Source organism: Halovulum dunhuangense, assembly GCF_013093415.1.
Lineage (GTDB): Bacteria > Pseudomonadota > Alphaproteobacteria > Rhodobacterales > Rhodobacteraceae > Halovulum > Halovulum dunhuangense.
Window position 1 is genome coordinate 1,834,050 of record NZ_JABFBC010000001.1, and the last position, 22,474, is coordinate 1,856,523.

The window sequence follows — 22,474 nt, forward strand, 5'->3', positions numbered from 1 at the left end:
AAGGAGTCGCGGGGAAGCGTGCAGGGGCCGCCCGCTGCCCCGGTCGGTGCTGCCCGGCGCGGCACATGCCCAAAAAAACGGCCGCACCAAGAATGGCGCGGCCAGTCCCACAGGGGTGAGGGAAGGGGGAGAAGATTGCCCTAAACCCCCTGCAGGATGGCGCAGAGAGGTTAATTTTGTATGTTGCGAAAGTCACCAAGGAGCAGGGAACCCGATGACGGATGATACCAGCATATTTCTGGGCGGCGGCGGCGAGAGCCAGGCCGAGCCCTGCACCCTGGCTTTGAAATACGCCAACCGCCACGGGCTGGTTGCCGGGGCCACGGGAACCGGCAAGACGGTGACGCTTCAGATCATGGCCGAAAGCTTTGCGGCCCGCGGCGTCCCGGTGTTCCTGGCGGATGTGAAGGGCGATCTTGCGGGCCTGTCGCAACCCGGTGCGCCCACCGACAAGGCACACCAGGCGCTACAGGACCGGGCGGCGAGGATCGGCTTTGCGGATTACGGCTATGACGCGTTCCCGGTCGTGTTCTGGGACATGTTCGGCGAACAGGGCCACCCGGTCCGGACCACCATTTCCGAGATGGGGCCGCTTCTGCTGTCGCGGCTTCTCGAACTGACCGAGGCGCAGGAAGGCGTGCTGAACATCGCCTTCCGGCTGGCCGACGAACACGCGATGCCGCTCATTGACCTGAAGGACCTGCGCGCCTTTCTCGTGTGGCTTGGCGAGAACTCGGCGCAGGTGGCGCTGCAATACGGCAATGTCTCGACCGCGTCTGTGGGCGCGATCCAGCGGCGGCTTCTGGTGCTGGAGAACCAGGGCGCGGCGGGCTTCTTCGGCGAGCCGGCGCTGGAATTGCACGACATGATCCGCACGGGGCCCGACGGGCGCGGCCAGGTCAACGTGCTGGCCGCCGACCGGCTGATGTCCTCGCCCCGGCTTTACGCCACGTTCCTTCTGTGGCTGCTGTCTGAACTGTTCGAGGAGTTGCCCGAGGTGGGCGATCCCGAAAAGCCGAAATTCGTCTTCTTCTTCGACGAGGCGCATCTGCTGTTCGATGGCGCCCCCAAGGCGCTGGTCGACAAGGTGGAGCAGGTGGCCCGGCTGATCCGCTCCAAGGGGGTAGGGGTCTATTTCGTCACGCAGAACCCCGACGACGTGCCGCCGCAGATCCTGAGCCAGCTGGGCAACCGCGTGCAGCACGCGCTGCGCGCCTTTACGCCCCGCGACCAGAAGGCGCTGAAAGCGGCGGCCGAGACCTTCCGCCCGAACCCGCGCTTCGACACCGCCGAGGCGATCCGCGATGTGGGTGTGGGCGAGGGGCTGGTATCCACGCTTCAGGCCAAGGGTGCGCCGGGCATCGTCGAGCGGGTGCTGATCCGGCCGCCTTCCTCGCGCATGGGGCCGATCGGCGCCGAAGAACGCCGCGCCGTGATCGCCGCCTCGCCGCTGCGCGGGATCTATGACCGGGCGATCGAGGGGGAAAGCGCCTACGAGATGCTTCAGGCCAAGGCCGAGAAGGCCGCAGCCGAGGCCGAAGCGGCCGAGCAGGACAAGGCGCGCGAGTTCAACGCGGCGCGGCGCTATTCACCGCAGGACAGGGGCCGGGCCACGTCGCGCACGCGCGCGGACGACTCGATCGGAGAGCTGCTCATAAAGTCCGCCATCAAGACCGCGTCGACCAGATCGGGCCGCACCTTCATCCGCGGCGTTCTGGGCGGGCTGTTCCGGGGCCGCTGACCACGCGCACGCCCCGGCATCATTCGAGCTTGCGCACGCGCAGCTTCGTCAGGCGGTTGCGTTCGCGTTCCAGCACCTGGAACCGGAAGCCGTGGAAGTTGAAGATCTGCCCCTCGGTCGGGATGGTCTGCGCCTCGTGGATCACCAGGCCCGCGACGGTGTTGGCCTCGTCGTCGGGCAGGTTCCATTCGCAGGCGCGGTTCAGGTCGCGGATCGTCATGCCGCCCTCGATCGTCACGGATCCGTCGGGCTCGGGCGTCAGGGTCTGTTCCTCGCGGTCGTGTTCGTCGGCGATCTCTCCCACGATCTCCTCGAGGATGTCCTCCAGCGTGATCAGCCCGCGCAGCGCGCCGTATTCGTCCACGACCAGCGCGAAGTGGGTCTTGCGGCGCAGGAACTCGCGCATCTGATCCTCGAGCGTGGTGGTCTCGGGGACGAAATAGGGCTCCATCGCCACGTCCATCACGTCGAACTTCTCCAGCGCCTTCAGCCCGCCGGTCCGGCGCAGAAGCGCATCGACCGCGCGCAGCAGATCCTTGGCATGGATCACGCCGACCACGTTCTCGGGCTCTCCGCGGTAGACGGGGATCCGGGTGTGGGGGGATTTCAGGCAGGTGGACAGGATTTCCTGCGGTGGCAGGTCGGCGTCGATCATCTCGATGTTCTGGCGGTGGAGCATGATCTCCTCCACCTCGCGCTGGCCCAGGTCCAGTGCACCCAGCAGCCGGTCGCGCGCCTCGCGCTGCACGGCGCCCTCGGAGTGATGCAGCGCGATGGCGCCGGCGATCTCTTCCTGGGCGGCCATGATGCTGGCCTTGGGATCGGTCTGCACGCCCAGCGCCGCCAGGATCAGCCGCACGAGCCAGCGCACGGTGTTGACGATGGGCGACAGGAACCGCACCACCACCGCGATGACGGGCGCCACGCGGGAGGCGGCCGTCTCCGCGTTGGTGATGGCATAGGTCTTCGGCATCACCTCGGCGAAGACCAGCACCAGCGCCGTCATCACCAGCGTCGCCACCGCAACGCCGCTGTCGCCGAACAGCACCGTCAGCGCCGAGGTCGCAAGCGACGTGGCAAGGATGTTGACCATGTTGTTGCCAAGCAGGACCGCGCCGATCAGGCGCTCGTTGTCCTCGGTCAGGCGCAGGGCGGTCTCGGCGCCCTTGCTGCCCTTGTCGGCCAGCGAATGCAGCTTGCCCCGCGACGAGGCGGTCAGCGCGGTTTCCGAGCCGGAGAAGAACGCCGACATCACCAGAAGCGCGACCACTGCAAGGACGGTTCCCAGAAGGGCGGCGTCCAGGCCGGCGGCAAGGGTGGCGGTTTCGGTTTCCATGGCGTTCAAGGCTCCTTGAGGGGGTTCGTCCTGTTATGGGTCGGGCTGCGCGCCGCTTCAAGCAGGGTTGGCGTGGCGAGTCAGCGTGACAGCGGGTGCCGGGTCAGCACGATCTGGCGCAGCCGTTCCTCGAGAACATGGGTGTAGATTTCGGTCGTGGCCACATCGGCATGGCCGAGAAGGGTCTGGATCGCGCGCAGATCGGCGCCGTTGGCCAGCAGATGCGTGGCGAAGGCGTGGCGCAGCGTGTGGGGGGAGACATGCGCGGGGTCGATCCCGGCCCGCGCGGCGAACCCTTTCACCAGCAGGAAGAATTGCGTGCGCGTCAGGTGCCCCGCCTTCGCCCGCGACGGGAACAGGAACGGGGACGCCGTCGCCCCCTTGCGTGCCGCTTCCGCCTCACGCGCGTAGCGACAGGCGAGCCAGTCCGACAGGGCGGCGCGCGCCGGGTCCGAAAGCGGGACCATCCGCTCGCGCCCGCCCTTGCCGCGGACGAACAGCATGCGCGGATCGCCCCGCGCGGCGGCGACCGGCAGGGAGACCAGTTCGCTGACCCGCAGGCCGGTGGCGTAGAGCATCTCCATCAGGCAGGTGTTGCGCAGGCGTTCGCCGTGGGTGGCGCCGGTCTCGGCCGCGGCCCCGAGCAGCGCCTCGACATCCCCCTCGCTCAGCGTGGCGGGCAGGTGGCGGCCCTGGCTCGGGCCCGCGATCAGCGCCGCCGGATCGTCGCCCCGCAGCCCTTCGGTAAAGGCGAAGCGGTAGAAGCCGCGGATGGCGGACAGCCGCCGGGCGCGGGTTGCAGGTGCGCGGCCGTCGGCGGCAAGGGCGGCCAGATAGTCCTCGATATCGGCGCGGGTCGCCTCCGGGACGGCTCCGCCGCGCCGCATGAGGTGATCGGCGAAATCGCGCAGGTCGCGGGCGTAGCTCTCGATCGTGTTGCGCGCGGCGCCGCGCTCGGCCTGCTGGGCCTCGAGAAACGCGGCGAACCAGGGATGGGACATGGCTACGCCTCGGGCAGCAGCAGGATCGTTTCCGCCGCGACCCTGCGGGCGGTCTCGTCCTGCCCGGCCATGCGCAGCAGGTAAAGCGCGGCGGCCAGGTCGCCTGGATCAAGCTCCGGACCGGGGGCAAGCAGGGTCAGCACCTGGACCATCGCCTCGCCGATGCGCCCCTCGTCGATCATCGCGCCCAGCTGCGCGGCATCGGCCGAGGGCGGCGCAAGCTGGGTCAGGCCGCGGCGGACCGCATCCTCGATGGGCGACAGGGCTGTCCCCTGCGGCAGATCCGCCCGGCCGAGCGCGAGCGCCCGCAGAAGCATGTCGGACCCGTCATTGTTGTCGGGCAACCAGCGCGCCGCCTGCGGACCGCTTCCCGCCAGCAGAAGCAGCCCACCGATCCGCCGGCGCGTGTCCGTGTCCAGGCCGTCGCGCGGAAGGGCCGCAAGCTGGCGGGCATAGACCGTGGCCAGCGCAGGCCGCAGCCCCAGGTCCGACAACAGCCGGTCCGCGCGTTCCAGCGCCCCGGGCAGCGCCTGCGCATCCATCGTGGCAAAGGCCTGGTCCAGTTCCTGCACCGCCGCCATCCGGTCCCATACGCCGCCCGACGCGGCGGGGGTGTTCTGCCGGTAGGCGTCGAACAGCGGCTCTGGCTCCATCGCGCCCTCGCGCACCAGCCGCTCGCGTGCCTCGATCCGGCTGCGCAGCGGCGCCTCGTTGCCCGCGTCGAGCCAGAGAAAGGCCGTGGGCAGCGTCGTGGCCGAACGCGGCAGCGCCACCGCCTCACGCAGGACATGGTCGAGCGTGGTCAGCGGCCGTGGCGCGGGGGGCGGCGTCTCTCCCTCGAACAGCTGCGGGTCCAGGAACCAGGCGAGCAATTCCTCCTGCGCCGGGGCGATATCGCCCACTTCGCGGGCCAGTTGCAGCGTGAGCGCGGCGGCGGACCAGTCGCCCAGCCGGGCAAGGCAGAAGACCCGCGCCGGAAAGGTCGGCGACAGGCCCGGCGAGTCGCGAAGCTGGCCGCAGATCTCGTCGATGCCGCCCGCCAGCAGGGCGATGTCGAAGGCGCGGCGGAACAGTTCGGGATCGGCCACGCCGGCCAGTTCGATCAGCGCGCGTGCATCCTCGAGCCGCCCGGCCGCCATCAGCGAATCCAGCCGCGCCAGAAGCACGCCGTTGCTGGGTCCCGACCCGATGGGAGGAAGCGTCTCGGTCAGCACCACGCGGCGATAGAGCTCGCGCGCCGCCGGCACGCCTGCGGGGCGCAGTTCGAGGATCAGGCTGCGCACCCGCAGCGCCGAGGCATCCGCCCACATGTCCGGATCGAACCCCGACTCGCGTGCCGACAGCAGCCCGATGCCGTTGCGGATCGGATCGTCGAGCCGGCTGGTCATGATCTCCGCCTCGGCAAAGGGGGATACCGTTTCGGGAGAAAGCGCCGCCGCCTGCCCGTCGGCCTGGGGCGCGGGGGTGCGGATCACGTCCGAAAGCCAGCCGATTGCGCTGCGCGGCGCGTCGCTGGCCTGCACGGGCAGGCCTGAGGCCAGGGCTGCGGCGATGACGACGAAGGGCCAGCGCCTGCGGGTCATGCGCTCAACCCTGAGCGGGGGTGACAGGGACGACCAGGGGTTCCTGCGGGGCCGGAAGATCGAACAGCAGCGCATAGACCGACAGCGCGATGGCGCCCAGCACGAGTAGGAGGAAAAGGTATTTCAACAACCGCCCCATGGGATCTGCCCTGCCTGTATTGGCCCGTCGTCCCGGGCTCTGTCATGGGTTCCTTGACTATGGAACTTACTTCGGGCTTCGGGTTACATCAACCGGAACCGGAACAGAAAGCGCATATGCATGGCCGCCGATCCTGAGCAGAAAATCACCGTCACGCTCACGCGGCCGCTGGTTCTGGTCGGGCTCATGGGGGCTGGAAAGACAAGCGTCGGCAAGCGGCTTGCGGCGTTTCTTGATGTGCCGTTCCACGATTCCGACCACGAGATCGAGGCCGCGGCCGGTCTTGAGGTGCGCGAGATTTTCGAGCGGTTCGGCGAGCCCTATTTCCGCGAGGGCGAGGTGCGGGTGATCCGCAGGCTGCTTGGCGGGCCTGCGGGCGTGCTGGCCACGGGGGGCGGCGCGTTCATCCAGCCCGCGATCCGCGAGGACATCGCCCAGACCGGGCTGTCGATCTGGCTCAACGGCGATCTGGAGACGTTGTGGCAGCGGGTCCGCGACAAGCCGACCCGGCCGCTGTTGCAGCAGAAGGACCCGCGCGGCGTGCTGGGCCGCCTGCTGGAGGCGCGCGCGCCGGTCTATGCGCTGGCCGACATCACGGTGCCGACCGAGCTGGGCGTGACCCACGAGCAGATGGTGCGCCGCATCCTGGAGGCGGTCCGCGCCCATGACATCGCGCATCCAGAGCGGGATCCGGTCTTGAAAAGAAAGGGAAGCGCATGAGCGAAGAGGTCTGGGTCGATCTGCCGGGGCGCGGCTATGCCATCCGCATCGGCGAGGGGCTGATCGACCGCGCCGGCGCCGAGATGGCCGCCGTGCTGAGGCGCCCGCGCGTCTTCGTGCTGACCGACGAGACGGTGGCGGCGCTGCATCTCGACCGCTTCCGCGCGGGCTGCGCCGCCCATGGCGTCGGTGTCGAGGCGCTGGCATTGCCGGCGGGCGAGGCCACCAAATGCTGGGCCCGGCTGGAAGAGGCCGTCGAATGGCTGCTGGAATGCCGGGTCGAACGCAACGACATGGTGGTGGCGCTTGGCGGCGGCGTGATCGGCGATCTGGCGGGCTTTGCCGCCGCGATCCTGCGCCGGGGTGTCGATTTCATCCAGGTGCCGACGACGCTGCTGGCGCAGGTGGACAGTTCGGTGGGCGGCAAGACCGGCATCAATTCGCCGCGCGGCAAGAACCTGATCGGGGCGTTCCACCAGCCGCGCCTGGTGCTGGCCGATACCGGCCTGCTGGCGACGCTGCCGCGGCGTGATTTCCTGGCGGGCTATGGCGAGGTGGTGAAATACGGGCTGCTGGGCGATGCGTCCTTCTTCGGATGGCTCGAGACGAACGGCCCCGCGCTGCGAGACGGCGACCGGGCGGCGCTGCGCCACGCGGTGCGCCGGTCCTGCGAAATGAAGGCCGAGATCGTTCTGCGTGACGAGACCGAGCAGGGCGACCGGGCGCTTCTGAACCTGGGCCACACCTTCTGCCACGCGCTGGAGGCGGCGACCGGCTATTCCGACCGCCTGCTGCATGGCGAGGGGGTGGCGATCGGCTGCGGGCTGGCGCTGGAATTGTCCGCGCGGCTGGGGCTGTGCTCGCAGGAAAATCCCGTGCGGCTGCGCGCACATCTGCGGCAGATGGGCGCGCGCGCGGCGCTTTCGGACATCCCCGGCCCGCTGCCCGACGCGGATGCGCTGATCGACCTGATGCGGCAGGACAAGAAGGTGCGCGACGGCGCGATCACCTTCATCCTGACCCATGACATCGGCGCTGCCTTCATCGCGCGCGACGTGGATCTGGCACCCGTGCGCGCCGTGCTGGCCGACGCGCTGGCCGAGCGCCGGGCTGCCTGAGGCGCGCGCTTTGCGGATGACGCGGGGCCATAACACCGGCGCAGGAGAGACGGGTTCGATGCGCCGCGAGGACGGGGTCGCCCGCGACATCAGCTATGCGAGTTCCGCCCGCACCCGCGCGGGGCGCGGTCTTATCCGTTCGATCGAGAACCTGACCGGGCGGCCGGCTCTGATCCGCATGGCCGCGGGCTACGAGCAGGAGGTCGGCGCGGGCCGCGACTTCTGGCAGGTCATGGTCGAGCGTTACGGACTTCGGCTGGACCTGCGGGGCGGAGGGATCGAGAACATCCCGCGCGAGGGGCCGCTGGTCGTCATCTCGAACCATCCCTACGGTATTCTCGACGGGCTGATGCTGGGGCATATCCTGTCGCGGGCGCGGGGGGATTTCCGGATCCTTGCCAACCACGTCTTCCGCAAGGCGGCCGATCTGGACCGGGTCGTGCTGCCCATCAGCTTCGACGAGACGCCCGAGGCGGTGGCGCTCAACCTTGCGACCCGCAAGGAAGCGATCGGCTACCTGGCGCAGGGCGGCTGCATCGGCGTGTTTCCGGGCGGGACCGTCTCGACGGCGCTCAGGCCCTTCGGGCGGCCCATGGATCCGGGCTGGCGGCGCTTTACCGCCAAGCTGATCGCGCGCTCGGGGGCGCAGGTGGTGCCGGTCTATTTCGACGGCCACAACAGCCGCCTGTTCCAGATCGCGAGCCACCTGCACGCGACCCTGCGGCTGGCGCTGCTGATCAGCGAGTTTCGCATCCGCGTCGGCGGCAGCGTGCCGGTGGTGATCGGGCAGCCGATCCAGCCCGCGACCCTGGCAGAGCATGCCCGCGACCCGGCCGCGATGATGGATTTCCTGCGCCGCGCCACCTATCAGCTCAGCCCCGACCCGATCCCGGATCTGGGTTACGGGCTCGATTTCGATACGGCACGCTGAGGATGCCCGCGATCGGCGTCTTCGACAGCGGTCTGGGCGGCTTGACGGTGCTGGAGCGGTTGCAGGCGGCGCTGCCCGGGCAGGGCTTCGTCTACCTGGGCGACAACGCGAACGCGCCCTATGGCACCAGGTCCGCGGGCGAGATCCTCGACCTGACCATGGCCGGGACGCAGGCGCTGTTCGACCGGGGCTGCGGGCTGGTGATCCTTGCCTGCAACACCGCCTCGGCGGTGGCGCTCAGGCAGATGCAGGAATTCTGGGTGCCGGCGGACAGGCGCGTGCTGGGCGTGTTCGTCCCGATGATCGAGGCGATCGTGGGCCGCCCCTTCGCGCAGCGCGGCGCGCCCACGCAATCGGCGGTGTCGGACGTACTTCTTTTCGCGACCCAGGCAACGGTGGCGAGCGGCGCCTTCAGCCGCGAACTGTTCCTGCGCGCAAGCGGGGTGCGGGTGGTCGAGCAGGCCTGCCCGGGGCTGGTGGATGCGCTCGAGGCCGGGGACCGCGCGGCTGCCGATGCCATCGCCGCGGCGCATGTGCGCGCGGCGCTTGACCGGATGCCCGCGCCCCGCGTGGCGGCGCTTGGTTGCACGCATTACCCGCTGGCGGCAGGGGCCTTTGCGGCGGCGCTTCCCGAGGGGTGCCGGGTCCTGTCGCAGGGGGATCTGGTGGCGGCGGCGCTCTGCGACTATCTGCGCCGGCATCCGCGGCTCGCAGGGGGCGGCGGCAATGCCTATCTGACGAGTGGCGATCCGCAGGCTGTGCGCCGGGCGGCGCAGGTGATGACCGGGCGTGACCTGCCCTTTGCGCCAGTGTGAATTGCAGGGGCGGGGTGGATGCAGTAAACGCCTCGCACCGACGGAAAAAAGGTGAGGGACATGGCGGACAAGGCACGCATCGCGATCCTGGGGGCAAGCGGCTACACGGGGGCCGAGCTTGTGCGCCTGATCGCCACCCATCCGGGCATGCGGATCACGGCGCTGACCGCCGATCGCCGCGCGGGCGAGAGCATGGGCGCGGTGTTCCCGCATCTGCGGCACCTGGACCTGCCGACGCTTTGCCGGATCGAGGACGTCAACCCCGACGACGTCGATCTCTATTTCTGCGCGCTGCCGCACGCCACCTCGCAGGAGGTGATCTCGGCCCTGCCGCGCGACCGCAAGATCGTGGATCTGTCGGCCGATTTCCGGCTGCGCGATCCGCAGGTCTATGCCGAATGGTACGGGCGCGCGCACAGCGCGCTCGACCTGCAGGAAGAGGCCGTCTACGGCCTGACCGAGTTCTACCGCGACGAGATCCGGGGCGCGCGGCTGGTCGCCGGCACCGGCTGCAACGCGGCCACCGGCAATTACGCGGTGCTACCGCTGCTGGCGGCGGGTGCGATCGACCCCGACGAGATCATCATCGACCTCAAGACCGGCGTATCCGGTGCCGGGCGGGCGCCCAAGGAAGGCACGCTGTTTGCCGAGGTGTCCGAGGGGTTCCACGCCTACAACATCGCCAGGCACCGCCATATCGCCGAGTTCGAGCAGGAATTCTCGAAGGTGGCGGGGCGGCCCGTGACGCCCACCTTCGTGCCGCACCTGCTGCCGCAGAACCGCGGGATCCTCGCCACGGTCTATGTCAAGGGAGAGCCCGCCGCGATCCATGCGGCGCTGGCCGCGCGCTACCAGGACGAGCCCTTCATGGTCGTGCTGCCCTTTGGCGAGGCGCCGGCCACGCGGCATGTGCGCGGCTCGAATTTCTGCCATATCGGCGTGGTGGCCGACCGCCGCCCCGGCCGCGCGATGGTCTTCGCGACGCTCGACAACCTGACCAAGGGGTCGTCCGGTCAGGCGATCCACAATGCCAACCTGATGCTGGGCCTGCCCGAGACGACCGGGCTGGACCTGGCCCCGATGTTCCCCTGACAGGAGGCGCGCCATGGCCGGACTGAAGAAGAAGCGCCGCATCCAGCTGCTCATGGCCGGGGCGGGTCTGCTTGTGGCGGCGACCGGCCTGGTGATCTATGCCGGGCGCGATGCGTTCGAATTCTTCCGCTCTCCCTCGCAGCTGGCGACCGACCCGCCGCGTGTCGGCGAGCGGTTTCGCCTGGGCGGGCTGGTGAAGGAGGGAAGCTGGGTCCGCAACGGCGAGACGCATCTCTTTGTCGTGACCGACATGACCTCGGACTTTCCCGTCAGCTACACCGGGATCGTGCCGGACCTGTTCCGCGAGGGGCAGGGGACGGTGGTGACGGGCACCATCGAGGACGGCGTGTTCCGCGCGACCGAGGTTCTGGCACGCCATGACGAGCAGTACATGCCCAAGGAAGTGATCGACGCGCTGAAGGAACAGGGCGTCTACGAGGAACCGGAGCCCGCTTCCTAACCAAATATCAACCATTCTGGCGCAGTCTCCCGGCCGTTCCCCGAGCAATCAGATCAGGAGTGGCCGATGCAGAGCGTCGAGGCCATTGCGCGTGACATCGTCGCGCGCGAGGGCGGTTTCGTGAACGATCCCGACGATCCGGGCGGGGCGACCCGCCACGGCGTCACCATCCATACCTTGCGCCGCCTGGGGCTGGATCTGGACCGTGACGGCGACGTCGATGCCGAGGATGTGCGCAGGCTCAGCGTCGATCAGGCCGTCCGCATCTACTGCGAGGAATATTTCCGCAAGCCGGGGCTCGACCGTCTGCCCGCCCGGCTGCAACCCACGGTGTTCGACATGTATGTGAACGCCGGGGCAGAGGCGGTGCGCCTTTTGCAGCGCCTGCTGGCCGAATTCGGCGAGCCGGTCGCGGTGGATGGCGTGCTTGGGCCCCGAACCGCCGCCGCCACCGCTGCCGCCTGGGCCAAGGCGCCCGCACATCTCGCCGATGCCTACGGGATCGCGCGGCGCAACTACTACTACGCGCTGGCCGACCGGCGGCCTGCCAGCCGCAAATACGCCCGGCGCAGGGATGGCGGCAAGGGCGGCTGGATCACCCGGGCCGAGCATTTCATCTCGGACCGCTTTCGCCTGACGGAGGCCGAGCATCGCGCGCGGGTGGCCGCATGGGGTTGATCGCAAGGCTTCTCGGGCTCGCCCCCGCTGTCACCGGCGTGGCCGAGGTCTTTGTCGCCAACCGCACCCAGCAGGCGCGGCAGGACCACGAGGCGCAGATCGAGAGCCTGCGCCAGATGGGGGCCGAGTTCGCGCGCCCCGAGCGGGGCTGGTTCGACCGGCTGGTGGACGGGCTGAACCGCCTGCCGCGCCCGGCGCTGGCGATCGGAACGCTGGGGCTGTTTGCCTTCGCCATGGCCGATCCGGTCGCTTTCGGCGTGCGGATGCAGGGGCTTGCGCTGGTGCCAGAGCCGCTGTGGTGGCTGCTGGGGGCGATCGTCTCCTTCTATTTCGGGGCGCGAGAGTTGCATCACATCCGCTCGGCGGTGCCCGGGCCCGATGCGGTGCGCGCCACGGTGGGCAACATCGCGACCCTCAGGGCGCTGGAGGACGAGGCGCCCGTCTCTTCCACCGAGAACCCCGCGGTTGCGGAGTGGCGCGCCGCCGCGCGCTGAATTATGGTCCGCTCCGTTCATTTCGACCGGAGCGGAGCCATTTTTCGATGAAGACCTATGAATTCGACTGGGTGGATGCCTTTACCCGCACGCCCTTTGCGGGCAATGGCTGCGTCGTCGTGCATGGCGCCGCCGACATCGACGTGCAGGACCGGATGCGGCTGGTGCGCGAGACGAAGCTGTCCGAATGCGCCTATGTCGTGCCCAGCGAAAAGGCCGATTTCGGCGCCCGCTACTATCTGGCCGGGCGCGAGATCCTGATGGCGGGGCATCCGACCATCGCCACCGTCGCATCTCTGATCGACCGTGGGCTGGTGGACCTGTCCGCAGGTCACGCCGCCTTCACGCTGGAGGTGGGGGCGGGCGTGCTGCCGATCACCGTCTCGGGGCGGGGGCCCGAAGCGCTCATCACCATGACGCAGGCCGCCCCGCATTTCGGAGCGCGCTTCGATCCCGGGAAGATCGCGGGCCTCTATGGCCTTGCGGCGGAGGACGTGATCGGTGCGCCGCAGCTGGTTTCTACCGGATCCACCTACTGCATCACGGTGCTCAGGGACCGTGCGGCCATCGACCGGGCCGTGCTCGACCTCGCTCGGCTGGCGGCGTGGCAGGCGACGCTCGACCGTCCCGATGCGACGGCGATAGAGCCGTTTCTGGTGACGCTTTCGGGCGCGACACCAGCCGGCGACACCTATGCACGGCTTCTGCTGCCGCCGCCGAACCCGCCCGAGGACCCCTTCACCGGGTCGGCCACCGGCTGCATGGCCGCCTATCTGTGGCATCACGGCCTGATCGAAAGTGCGCGCTTCACCGCCGAGCAGGGCCACGGCATGGGGCGCCCGGCGCAGGGTGCGGTCGAGGTGCTTGGCCCGCGCGAGGCGATTTCAGGCGTGCGGCTGGGCGGGCACGGGGTGGTGCTGATGTCGGGCACGCTCAGATTGGCGTGAGCCGCGACAACGGGGACTTTGAAACCCGCCGGTGCGGCGCCTATGATCCGGACAACACTCCGGAGGGAACATGAGCGCCGAACTCGGGCATTTCGCCGTCATCCTCGCCTTCATGGTCGCGATCGTTCAGATGGTCGTGCCGCTGGTGGGCGCGCAGAAGAACTGGGGCAACTGGATGGCCGTGGCGGCCCCGGCGGCGCTGGTGCAGGCCGGGCTGGTCACGCTGTCCTTCGGGGCGCTGACCTGGGCCTTCGTCACCTCGGACTTCTCGGTCGAACTGGTCGCCACCAACTCCCATTCCGCCAAGCCCATGCTCTACAAGATCTCGGGCACCTGGGGAAACCACGAGGGATCGCTTCTTCTTTGGATCCTGATCCTAGCGGTGTTCGGTGCGGCGGTGGTGCTGTTCGGGCGCAACCTGCCGCATCGGCTCAAGGCGCTGGTGCTGGCGGTGCAGTCCTCGATCTCGGTCGCCTTCCTCGCCTTCCTGCTGTTCACCTCGAACCCTTTCGAGCGGCTGGAGTTTCCGCCCTTCGACGGCAACGACCTGAACCCGCTGCTGCAGGATCCGGGCCTCGCCTTTCATCCGCCGTTTCTCTACCTGGGCTATGTCGGGCTCTCGATGGCGTTCTCCTTCGCCATCGCGGCCCTGATCGAGGGCAAGGTCGATCCCGCCTGGGCGCGCTGGGTGCGGCCCTGGACGCTGGCCGCCTGGGTGTTCCTGACCATCGGCATCGGGCTCGGGTCCTGGTGGGCCTATTACGAGCTTGGCTGGGGCGGCTGGTGGTTCTGGGATCCGGTCGAGAACGCGTCCTTCATGCCGTGGCTGATCTCGGCGGCGCTGCTGCATTCGGCCATCGTGGTGGAAAAGCGCAACACGCTGAAAAGCTGGACCATCCTGCTGGCGATCCTGGGCTTTTCCTTTTCGCTCATCGGCACCTTCATCGTGCGCTCGGGCGTCATCACCAGCGTGCATGCCTTTGCGAACGATCCCACGCGGGGCGTGTTCATCCTGCTGATCCTTGCCGTCTTCATCGGCGGCGCGCTCACGCTCTTTGCTGCGCGGGCGGGCAGCCTGCGCTCTGACAGCGTGTTCGCGCTGGCCAGCCGGGAAAGCGCGCTGGTGATGAACAACCTGCTTCTGGTGGTGGCGACGCTGGTCGTCTTCGTGGGGACGCTCTGGCCTCTGGTGGCCGAGATGCTGACGGGGCGCAAGGTGTCGGTCGGGCCGCCCTTCTTCAACATCTCGTTCACGCCCTTCATGGTGGCGCTGGCGATGATCCTGCCGCTGGGCGCGATGCTGCCGTGGAAGCGGGCGCGTCTGGATCGGGCGTTCCGCCCGCTCTGGGGCGCGGTCGCGCTGTCGGTCGCAACCGGGGCGCTGGTCTGGTCGCTGCAAACCGGCGGCGGGATGCTTGCGCCCATCGGCGCGGTGCTGGGCACCTGGATCATCCTGGGCGCCGCCACCGACCTGGGCCAGCGGGCGAAGCTTGGCAAGGCAAGCATGGGCGAGACGTTGCGCCGCCTGTCGAACCTGCCGCGCGCCGACTGGGGCAAGGCGGTCGCCCATGCGGGGCTGGGGATCCTCTTCATCTCCATCGCCGCGCTCGAGGCAGGCCAGCGCGAGGATATCCGCGTGGTCCAGCCGGGCGAAAGCTATGCCTTTGCGGGCTACGACATCCGCCTTGACGGCGTGCGCCGCTTCGAGGGGCCGAACTACACCTCGGACATGGCCAGCCTGAGCGTGATGCGCGAGGGCGAGGTGCTGGCGGTGCTGAGCCCTGAAAAACGCTTCTACCCGGTGCAGCGCATGCCCACGACGGAAGCCGGCATCGACCGCGGGGTGATGCGCGATCTGTACCTGGTGATCGGCGACCGGCAGGAGAATGGCGGCTGGGTCGTGCGCAGCTTCTGGAAGCCGATGGCGAACTGGCTCTGGACCGGCATGATCGTGATGGCCTTCGGCGGCCTGCTGAGCCTGACGGACCGCCGCTACCGGCTGGGCGCGGCGGTGCGCCGCCGCTCCGACATGGTGCCCGCGGAATGACCCGGCTGGCGACCCTTCTGGCGGCGATCCTGCTTTCGGCGGGCGCCGTCCTGGCCGTCCAGCCCGACGAGGTGCTGGACGACCCGGCGCTTGAGGAACGTGCGCGCGAGATCAGCGCCGAGCTGCGCTGCCTTGTCTGCCGCAACGAAAGCATCGACGAGTCGAACGCGGACCTGGCCCGCGACCTGCGGCTTCTGGTGCGCGAGCGGCTGGTCGCGGGCGACAGCGATCAGGAGGTGCTGGATTACCTGGTGGCGCGCTACGGCGAATATGTGCTGCTGCGTCCGCCATTCTCGGCCGGGAACGCCGCACTCTGGCTGGCGGCGCCGGCCATGCTGATCCTGGGTGGCGGCATCGCCTTCGTCTTCCTGCGCCGCCGTGCGCGGCCCGCCGGGCCAGCTCCGCTGACGGCGGAAGAAGAGGCGCGGCTTCAGGCGCTGCTGAAGGGGGACAGCTGATCGCGGTTGCGCGAGCGCGCGCGCCGCGCCAGTCTGCCCCCCGACACTGACAGCGGGTCTTCGATGCAGTACGAGACGATCCTTTATGACGTGGCCGACGAGATCGCCACGATCACCCTGAACCGGCCCGAGGTGATGAACGGGCTGAACCCGCAGATGCGCGCAGACCTTCTGCACGCGATGCGCCGCGCGCCTGCCGAGGCGCGGGCCGTGGTGCTGACCGGGGCAGGGCGCGGCTTCTGCTCGGGGCAGGACCTGGGCGAGCGCAAGCGCGTTTCGGACATCGACCTGGAGCGCGTCCTGCGCGAGGAATACGAGCCGCTTCTCAGGGCCATCGCCGACTGCCCGGTGCCGACGATCGCGGCGGTGAACGGGGCCGCGGCAGGGGCCGGGGCGAATCTGGCGCTGGCGGCGGACGTGGTGATCGCCGCGCGCTCTGCCTTCTTCATGCAGGCGTTTTCCCGGATCGGGTTGATCCCGGATGCCGGCGGCACCTATTGGTTGCCGCGCCAGATCGGGCTTGCCCGCGCGATGGGGGCGGCGCTGTTCGCCGAGCGCATCAGCGCCGAGCAGGCCGAAAGCTGGGGCATGATCTGGCAGGCGGTACCCGACGACAGTTTCGCCGCCGAAGTGCGCCGCCGTGCGCTGCAACTGGCGCAAGGCCCGACCGAGGCCTATCGCCGGATCAAGACCGCGCTGCGCGAAAGCTTCGACAACGATCTCGGCGCGCAACTCGACCTCGAGGCGCGGCTACAGGGCGAGGCGGGGCAGACCCGCGACTTCGTCGAAGGGGTGCTTGCCTTCATGGAAAAGCGTCCGCCCCGCTTCGAGGGGCGCTGAGCGGCGGAGTGCCGCCGGGGCTTGACCCCGCCCGGCTTTGCGCGATTGTCGGGCCATGCGCCTGACCGATGCCATCACCCGCACGCCCATCCCCTTCGAGCCGCGCCTGGGCCAGGAGGCGGCCGCCCCCTTCGCCGATCTGGGCGACTTGTTCCGCGATCTCGTGGCGGGGGCCGCGGGGTCGGCGCCGCATCTGGCCCATCTGGTCCGGCTGGAAGGCGAGTGGCTGCACGACGCGGCGCAGCGCGATCCCGGGGCCGTGCTGACAGAAGAGCTTGCGGCCCTGGACCAGGTGGCGCTGCCAGATCTGGCCCCCGCGCTGCGACGTGCCAAGCGCCGGGTCGGGCTGCTGACCGCGCTGGCCGATCTGGGCGGCGCGTGGGGGCTGGACGACGTGACCGGCGCGCTCAGCGATCTGGCCGACCGCGCGCTTTCGCTCGGCGTCAGCCGGCTGGTGTCCGAGGCGCAGGCGGCGAACCGGCTGCCGCAGGTCGAGGCGGCGGATGGCGGGCTGTTCATCCTGGCCATGGGCAAGCTCGGCGCGCGCGAGCTGAACTATTCCTCGGACATCGACCTGATCGCGCTGTTCGATGAAAGCCTTTATCCGGCAGACGCTTATCCAGAGATCCGCAAGCAGTTCATCAGAATCACCCAGGCGCTGGCCAAGCTGATCGGAGAGGAGACCGGCGACGGCTACGTCTTTCGCACGGATCTGCGGCTCAGGCCCGATCCGTCGGTGACGCCGGTCTGCATCGGCATGGGTGCGGCCGAACGCTACTACGAATCCCAGGGCCGAACATGGGAACGGGCGGCCTATATCCGCGCGCGGATCTGCGCGGGCGACCAGGCGGCGGGGGCGCGGTTTCTCGAGGATCTGACGCCCTTCATCTGGCGCCGGCATCTGGATTTCGCGGCCATCGAGGACGCCCACGAAATGCGCCGCCGCATCCGCGAGCACAAGGGGCTGGGCGGCCCGTTCCAGCTTCCGGGCCACAACGTGAAGCTTGGGCGCGGCGGCATCCGCGAGATCGAGTTCTTCGTGCAGACCAAGCAGTTGATCTGCGGCGGGCGCGACCCGGCGCTGCGCGTCTCGCGCACGCTGCCGGCGCTGGATGCGCTGGTGGATTCCGGCTGGATCCCGGGGAAGCTTGCGCGGGAACTGGGCGCGGCCTATGTCGCGCACCGCACGCTGGAGCACCGGCTCCAGATGCTGGAAGACGCGCAGACCCATGCCTACCCCACCACCGACAAGATGCGCGACCGGCTGGCGGCATTCTGCGGCGCACCCGACCGCGACGCGTTCGAGGCCGGAGAGGCCGCGCGCTTCGGCCGGGTGCATGTGCTGGCCGAAGGATTCTTCGCGCCCGACCCGGAAGAGGCCGATCCCGACGCGCTGTGGGCGGCGTTCCCCGACCCCGAGGAAACCCGCGCGCTGGTCGAGGCCTGGCTGCGGCTGCCCGCGCTCAAGACCGAGCGGGCGCGCGGCATCTTTCGCCGGATCGCGCCAAAGATCGCCAGCCGGCTGGGCGGGGCCGCGGACCCGCATGGGGCATTGATGACGTTCGACCGGTTCCTGCGCGGGTTGCCCGCGGGGGTGCAGGTCTTCTCGCTCTTCGAGGCGAACCCCCATATCCTGGATCTGCTGGTGGACATATGCGCCACCGCCCCGCGGCTGGCCGATTATCTGGGCCGCAATGCCGCCGTGCTGGACGCGGTGCTGGCGCCTGGCTTCTTCGACCCGCTGGCGGGGGTTGCGGAACTCGAGGCGGAACTCGATGCGCGGCTCGACGCGGCCGAGGGCTACGAGGGGGTGCTGGACGCCGCCCGCATCTGGGGGCGCGAGCAGTCCTTCCGGGTGGGCGTGATGCTTCTGCGCCGGATCGCCACGCCCGAAGAGGGCGCGGTCGCCTATTCCGCGCTGGCCGAGGCGGTGCTGCGTGCGCTGCTGCCCCGGGTGATCGAGGAACATTCCCGCCGCTACGGTCCGCCGCCCGGCGGCGGGATGGCGGTGCTGGCCATGGGCAAGCTCGGCTCGGGCGAGATGACGGCGCGTTCGGATCTGGATGTGATCACGGTCTATGACGCGACGCCCGACATGGAATCGGCGGGGCCGAAGGCGCTGTCGGCGCCCGCCTATTACGCGCGGCTGACGCAGGCTCTGGTGTCGGCGCTGACCGTGCCGACGGCGGAGGGCGCGCTTTACCAGGTGGATATGCGGCTGCGCCCCTCGGGACGGCAGGGGCCGGTTGCGACCTCGCTCACGAGCTTTGCCGCCTATCAGCGCGAACAGGCCTGGACATGGGAGCATCTTGCGCTGACGCGGGCGCGGGTGATCGCGGGGCCACCCGATCTGGAGCGGCGGTTGGCTTCGGCGGTGGACGAGGCGCTGGCCGTGCCGCGCGACCGCGCGCAGTTCCTGGCCGAAACGCGGGAGATGCGCGCGCGGCTGGCAGCAGCGCGGGAGGCGGCGGGCCGCGACCCCTGGGAGGTGAAGGACGGGCCCGGCCGGCTCCTGGATATCGAACTTGCGCTTCAGGCGGGCAAGGTGCTGTGCCCGGGCATCCGCGAAGTCGCGCCGCGCCGGATGATCGCGCCGCTGGTCAAGGCGGGGTGGCTGACCGAGCCGGAGGGAAAGCACCTGTCGGCCGCGCTGCGACGGCTTTCGGCGTTGCAGCAGATCACGCGCCTGTCGATCGAGGGGCGTTTCGATCCCTCGACCAGCGGGCCGGGCCTGGCCCAGCTGGCGGCGGCGGTGACAGGCGCATCCAGCGTGTCGGCCCTGAAGGAGCGGCTGCTCGCCGATGCCGAACGTTCGGCGGCCATCGTCGCCCGCGTGCTGGAGGGCTGAATGCGCCTGCCGATCGTCTGGCACGGGGACTACATCGCGCCGCTCAAGCCGGGGCATCGGTTTCCGATTTCGAAATACGGCTACCTGCGCGAGGCGCTGGTCCGTCGGGGCCTGCTTCCGCCCGAGGGCGGGCACGTCACCCCGGCCGAGGCGGGGTTTGCCCAGATCGCGGCGGTCCATGCGCCCGATTATGTGGACCGGGTCTTTTCCCGGACGCTTCGGCCCGAAGAGGCACGGATGATCGGGCTGCCCGGCACCGAAGCCGTCGCGCGCCGCGCGCGGCTGTCGGCGGCGGGCACGACGCTTGCCGCGCGGCTGGCGCTGGAGCATGGGATCGCCTGCAACGCCGCCGGCGGATCGCATCACGCCGGACCGCAGGGCGGGGCGGGCTACTGCGTCTTCAACGACGTGGCGGTCGCCGCGCGGGCGCTTCTGAACGAGGGGCAGGTGGGCCGGGTGCTGGTCCTGGACCTGGATGTGCACCAGGGCGACGGCACCGCGCGCATCTTCGAGGGCGATGCGGCTGTCTTCACCTTCTCGATGCATGGCGAGAAGAACTACCCGGTGCGCAAGGCCCGTTCCAGCCGCGACGTCGGCCTGCCCGACGGCATGGGCGACGCCGATTATCTTGCACGGCTGGACGCGGAGATGGACACGATCCTTCAGGGCTTTCGCCCCGACATCGTGTTCTACAACGCGGGCGTCGATCCCTATGAGGGGGACCGGCTTGGGCGGCTCGCGCTCAGCATCGACGGCCTGCGCGCCCGCGACCGTGCGGTGGTCGCGCGCATCCGGGGACTTGGCATCCCGCTGGTGGGGGTGCTCGGCGGCGGCTATGACGACGACACCATCGCGCTGGCAGAGCGTCATGCCATCCTGTTCGAGGAAGCCGCCCGCGTCGCGTGAACTTGCCCTGCGGGGCCTGCCGTCCTATGTCGCGGGAACACCACGCGGGGGGGGATCGGGCACATGGGCAAGGGCGAACTGGACATCGACGCGCGCGGCCTGATCCACGAGGCCTATCGCATCGAGGGCATCACCGATCCGGATTGCCGGACGATCTTTCTCGACTGGGCGATGGGGTTGGGGGCGGAGCACGATCCGCGCGCGGCGATCCGGGCCCTGCGCGACCATTACGGGCCTGCGCATCCGGGCCACCCGATGAACGCCGTGCTGGAAGAGGGGCTTGCCCGGGCCGCCCGGCCGGCCCGCCGCCGCAAGGCGCGCAAGCGCGGGGGCGCGTGACGCCCGCCCGGTGAGGGGCGGGCGCATCCAGTTCTACGCCTTTCGGAGCGCGTCGATCACCCGCACCCAGGACCGGATGCCGTGGTGAAAGCTTTTCAGGTCGTATTTCTCGTTCGGCGAGTGGATGTTGTCGTTGTCCAGCCCGAAGCCGATCAGGATGGAATCAGTGCCCAGGATCTCGCGGAAATGGCCGACGATGGGGATCGAGCCGCCGCCGCCGGTGAACACCGCGTCGTTTTCCCATTCCGGGCTGAGCGCGCGGCGCGCCCGCTCGAATTCCGGGCGGTCGGTGGGCATCACCGTCGCGCCCGCGCCGTCCTTGGCGTGGAACTCCAGCCGGCAATCGCCGGGCAGGCGGTCGCGCAGGAACTGCTCGAAGGCGGCGGTGATCTTCGCGGGATCCTGCTTGCCCACCAGGCGGAAGCTGACCTTGGCGTTGGCCTCGGCCGGAAGCACGGTCTTGAAGCCGGCGCCGGTATAGCCGCCCCAGATCCCGTTGATCTCGGCCGTGGGGCGCGCCCAGATCTGTTCCAGCACCGAATGGCCCTTTTCGCCCGCCGGGATGCTCAGGCCGACATCGGCCAGAAACGCCTCTCCGTCGAAGTCGAGCCCGTCCCAGGCGGCGCGCACCGCGTTCGCCACCGGCTCCACGCCGTCGTAGAAGCCGGGGATCGTGACGCGCCCCGCATCGTCATGCAACTCTGCAAGGATCCGGGTCAGGGCCCGGATCGGGTTCATCGCCGGCCCGCCATACATGCCCGAATGCAGGTCGCGGTTCGGGCCATGCACGGTGAACTCGGTCGCCACCAGCCCGCGCAACATGGTGCAGATCGCGGGCGTCTTCTGGTCGAACATGCCGGTGTCGCACACCAGCGCGATGTCGGCTGCCAACTCGTCGCGGTTGGCCTTGAGGAACGGGACGAGCGAGGGCGAGCCGCTTTCCTCCTCGCCCTCGAACAGCAGGGTGATGTTGCCGGGCAGGGTGCCATGGACGGATTTCCAGGCGCGGAACGCCTCGAGAAAGGTCATCAGCTGGCCCTTGTCATCGGACGCCCCCCGCGCGCGGATCACCTTGCCCGAAGGCGTGTCCTGCACTTCGGGGTCGAACGGATCGCGGTGCCACAGCTTCAGCGGATCCACGGGCTGCACGTCGTAATGACCGTAGAACAGCATCTTCGGCCCCTCGGCGCGGTGATGGGCCACGACCATCGGCTTGCCCGGCGTGTCGCGGCGCGACGCGTCGAAGCCCAGCGCCGCGAGTTCCTCCACCAGCCAGTCCGCCGCTGCCTTGCAGTCGGCGTCATAGGCCGGATCGGTCGAGATCGACGGGATGCGCAGCAGGGCGAACAACCGCTCGAGGCTTTGCTCCAGACCGGCATCCACCGCGGCGAGTACGGGGTCCACGGACATGAAAAATCCTTTCCTTCCTGAAACGGGATGCGCGGACCCTGCCTTTCGGCGCGGTGGGTGTCCAGTTGATTCACATCAAGGATCGGCCGGCGCATCGGGCGAATGCTGGGGGTCAGGCGAACAGGAAGAAGGACCGCCCCATGTACAGGAACATTCTGGTGCCCGTGGATCTGACCCATGAAGAGGTGGCGAACCGCATCCTCACGCTGGCGAAGCGCTTGTCGGCGTCGGGCGCGCGGGTGACGGTGATCCACGTCCTGCCCGACATCCCGAGCTATGTGGACACCTATGTGCCCCACGACGTGCGCGAGGCCCGCGCGAAGGAACAGCGCGAGATCCTCGAGCGGATGGTCGCGGCGGCGGGGCTGAAGGCGGATGTGCGCATCGCCTACGGGCCGCCCCACAACCGCATTCTCGACGTGCTGGACGAGGTGGCGCCGGACCTGGTCATCATCGGCTCGCACCGTCCGGGGCTGTCGGACTACTTCCTCGGCTCGACCGCCGCGCGGGTGGTGCGCCATGCGCAATGTTCGGTGCTGGTGGACCGCTGAGGGCGTGCAGGGGGCTGGCC

General features: G+C 69.5%; 22 protein-coding genes. 17 read left to right on the top strand and 5 right to left on the bottom strand.

Annotated elements, in window-relative coordinates:
• Positions 1-214: 214 nt before the first annotated feature.
• On the top strand, positions 215-1,741 hold the full coding sequence (locus HMH01_RS08910; RefSeq protein ID WP_171324416.1) for a helicase HerA-like domain-containing protein: 1,527 nt from the start codon (positions 215-217) through the stop codon (positions 1,739-1,741).
• 19 nt (positions 1,742-1,760) lie between these two features.
• Here the strand turns inward: HMH01_RS08910 and HMH01_RS08915 are convergent, their stop codons facing one another.
• The 4 genes from HMH01_RS08915 to HMH01_RS17950 form a co-directional block, all read right to left on the bottom strand.
• Positions 1,761-3,077: an HlyC/CorC family transporter gene (locus HMH01_RS08915; RefSeq protein ID WP_171324418.1), complete on the bottom strand. Its 1,317-nt coding sequence runs from the start codon at positions 3,075-3,077 to the stop codon at positions 1,761-1,763.
• An 80-nt stretch (positions 3,078-3,157) separates the two neighbouring features.
• The gene (locus HMH01_RS08920; RefSeq protein ID WP_171324420.1) at positions 3,158-4,078 is read right to left on the bottom strand and encodes a site-specific tyrosine recombinase XerD; all 921 of its coding nucleotides are present in this window, start codon (positions 4,076-4,078) and stop codon (positions 3,158-3,160) included.
• Positions 4,079-4,080: 2 nt separating this feature from the next.
• Entirely contained in the window at positions 4,081-5,661 is a 1,581-nt protein-coding gene (locus HMH01_RS08925; RefSeq protein ID WP_171324422.1) for a hypothetical protein, read from the bottom strand.
• 4 nt (positions 5,662-5,665) lie between these two features.
• Complete coding sequence (locus HMH01_RS17950; protein ID WP_281365953.1) at positions 5,666-5,788, bottom strand: hypothetical protein; 123 nt, start codon at positions 5,786-5,788, stop codon at positions 5,666-5,668.
• Positions 5,789-5,920: 132 nt separating this feature from the next.
• On the opposite strand from HMH01_RS17950, the gene HMH01_RS08930 reads away from it, so the two are divergent.
• The 15 genes from HMH01_RS08930 (at position 5,921) to HMH01_RS09000 (ending at position 20,493) form a co-directional block, all read left to right on the top strand.
• Positions 5,921-6,520, top strand: a complete 600-nt coding sequence (locus HMH01_RS08930) for a shikimate kinase (protein ID WP_171324424.1) — start codon at positions 5,921-5,923, stop codon at positions 6,518-6,520.
• The gene (gene aroB / locus HMH01_RS08935) at positions 6,517-7,638 is read left to right on the top strand and encodes a 3-dehydroquinate synthase (RefSeq protein ID WP_171324426.1); all 1,122 of its coding nucleotides are present in this window, start codon (positions 6,517-6,519) and stop codon (positions 7,636-7,638) included. The genes HMH01_RS08930 and aroB overlap by 4 nt, the downstream gene beginning before the upstream one ends.
• A 16-nt stretch (positions 7,639-7,654) precedes the next feature.
• The gene (locus HMH01_RS08940; RefSeq protein ID WP_425483587.1) at positions 7,655-8,569 is read left to right on the top strand and encodes a lysophospholipid acyltransferase family protein; all 915 of its coding nucleotides are present in this window, start codon (positions 7,655-7,657) and stop codon (positions 8,567-8,569) included.
• 2 nt (positions 8,570-8,571) lie between these two features.
• Positions 8,572-9,384, top strand: a complete 813-nt coding sequence (locus HMH01_RS08945) for a glutamate racemase (protein ID WP_171324428.1) — start codon at positions 8,572-8,574, stop codon at positions 9,382-9,384.
• A gap of 60 nt (positions 9,385-9,444) precedes the next feature.
• Positions 9,445-10,476 carry an N-acetyl-gamma-glutamyl-phosphate reductase gene (gene argC / locus HMH01_RS08950; RefSeq protein ID WP_171324430.1) on the top strand — a complete coding sequence of 344 codons (1,032 nt, stop codon included), beginning with the start codon at positions 9,445-9,447 and terminating at the stop codon, positions 10,474-10,476.
• Between the two features lie 13 nt (positions 10,477-10,489).
• Complete coding sequence (gene ccmE / locus HMH01_RS08955) at positions 10,490-10,936, top strand: cytochrome c maturation protein CcmE (RefSeq protein WP_171324432.1); 447 nt, start codon at positions 10,490-10,492, stop codon at positions 10,934-10,936.
• A gap of 66 nt (positions 10,937-11,002) precedes the next feature.
• Positions 11,003-11,614 (top strand): holin-associated N-acetylmuramidase, encoded by a 612-nt coding sequence (locus HMH01_RS08960; RefSeq protein WP_171324434.1) that lies wholly within the window; start codon positions 11,003-11,005, stop codon positions 11,612-11,614.
• Entirely contained in the window at positions 11,605-12,108 is a 504-nt protein-coding gene (locus HMH01_RS08965) for a holin family protein (RefSeq protein ID WP_171324436.1), read from the top strand. The genes HMH01_RS08960 and HMH01_RS08965 overlap by 10 nt, the downstream gene beginning before the upstream one ends.
• Before the next feature lie 47 nt (positions 12,109-12,155).
• Positions 12,156-13,055 (top strand): PhzF family phenazine biosynthesis protein, encoded by a 900-nt coding sequence (locus HMH01_RS08970; protein ID WP_171324438.1) that lies wholly within the window; start codon positions 12,156-12,158, stop codon positions 13,053-13,055.
• 70 nt (positions 13,056-13,125) lie between these two features.
• Positions 13,126-15,102 (top strand): heme lyase CcmF/NrfE family subunit, encoded by a 1,977-nt coding sequence (locus tag HMH01_RS08975; protein WP_171324440.1) that lies wholly within the window; start codon positions 13,126-13,128, stop codon positions 15,100-15,102.
• On the top strand, positions 15,099-15,560 hold the full coding sequence (locus tag HMH01_RS08980) for a cytochrome c-type biogenesis protein (protein WP_171324442.1): 462 nt from the start codon (positions 15,099-15,101) through the stop codon (positions 15,558-15,560). Before HMH01_RS08975 ends, HMH01_RS08980 begins: the two co-directional genes overlap by 4 nt.
• Positions 15,561-15,623: 63 nt before the next feature.
• Positions 15,624-16,400: an enoyl-CoA hydratase-related protein gene (locus tag HMH01_RS08985; protein WP_171324444.1), complete on the top strand. Its 777-nt coding sequence runs from the start codon at positions 15,624-15,626 to the stop codon at positions 16,398-16,400.
• A gap of 55 nt (positions 16,401-16,455) precedes the next feature.
• Positions 16,456-19,248 (top strand): bifunctional [glutamine synthetase] adenylyltransferase/[glutamine synthetase]-adenylyl-L-tyrosine phosphorylase, encoded by a 2,793-nt coding sequence (locus HMH01_RS08990; protein WP_171324446.1) that lies wholly within the window; start codon positions 16,456-16,458, stop codon positions 19,246-19,248.
• Complete coding sequence (locus tag HMH01_RS08995; protein WP_171324448.1) at positions 19,249-20,154, top strand: histone deacetylase family protein; 906 nt, start codon at positions 19,249-19,251, stop codon at positions 20,152-20,154.
• A 63-nt stretch (positions 20,155-20,217) separates the two neighbouring features.
• On the top strand, positions 20,218-20,493 hold the full coding sequence (locus HMH01_RS09000) for a hypothetical protein (protein ID WP_171324450.1): 276 nt from the start codon (positions 20,218-20,220) through the stop codon (positions 20,491-20,493).
• 33 nt (positions 20,494-20,526) lie between these two features.
• On the opposite strand, the gene HMH01_RS09005 is transcribed toward HMH01_RS09000, so the two are convergent.
• Entirely contained in the window at positions 20,527-21,903 is a 1,377-nt protein-coding gene (locus HMH01_RS09005; RefSeq protein ID WP_171324452.1) for a dipeptidase, read from the bottom strand.
• Positions 21,904-22,043: 140 nt separating this feature from the next.
• Between HMH01_RS09005 and HMH01_RS09010 the strand changes: the two genes are divergently transcribed.
• Positions 22,044-22,454 (top strand): universal stress protein, encoded by a 411-nt coding sequence (locus HMH01_RS09010; protein WP_171324454.1) that lies wholly within the window; start codon positions 22,044-22,046, stop codon positions 22,452-22,454.
• The last annotated feature ends 20 nt before the right edge of the window (positions 22,455-22,474 follow it).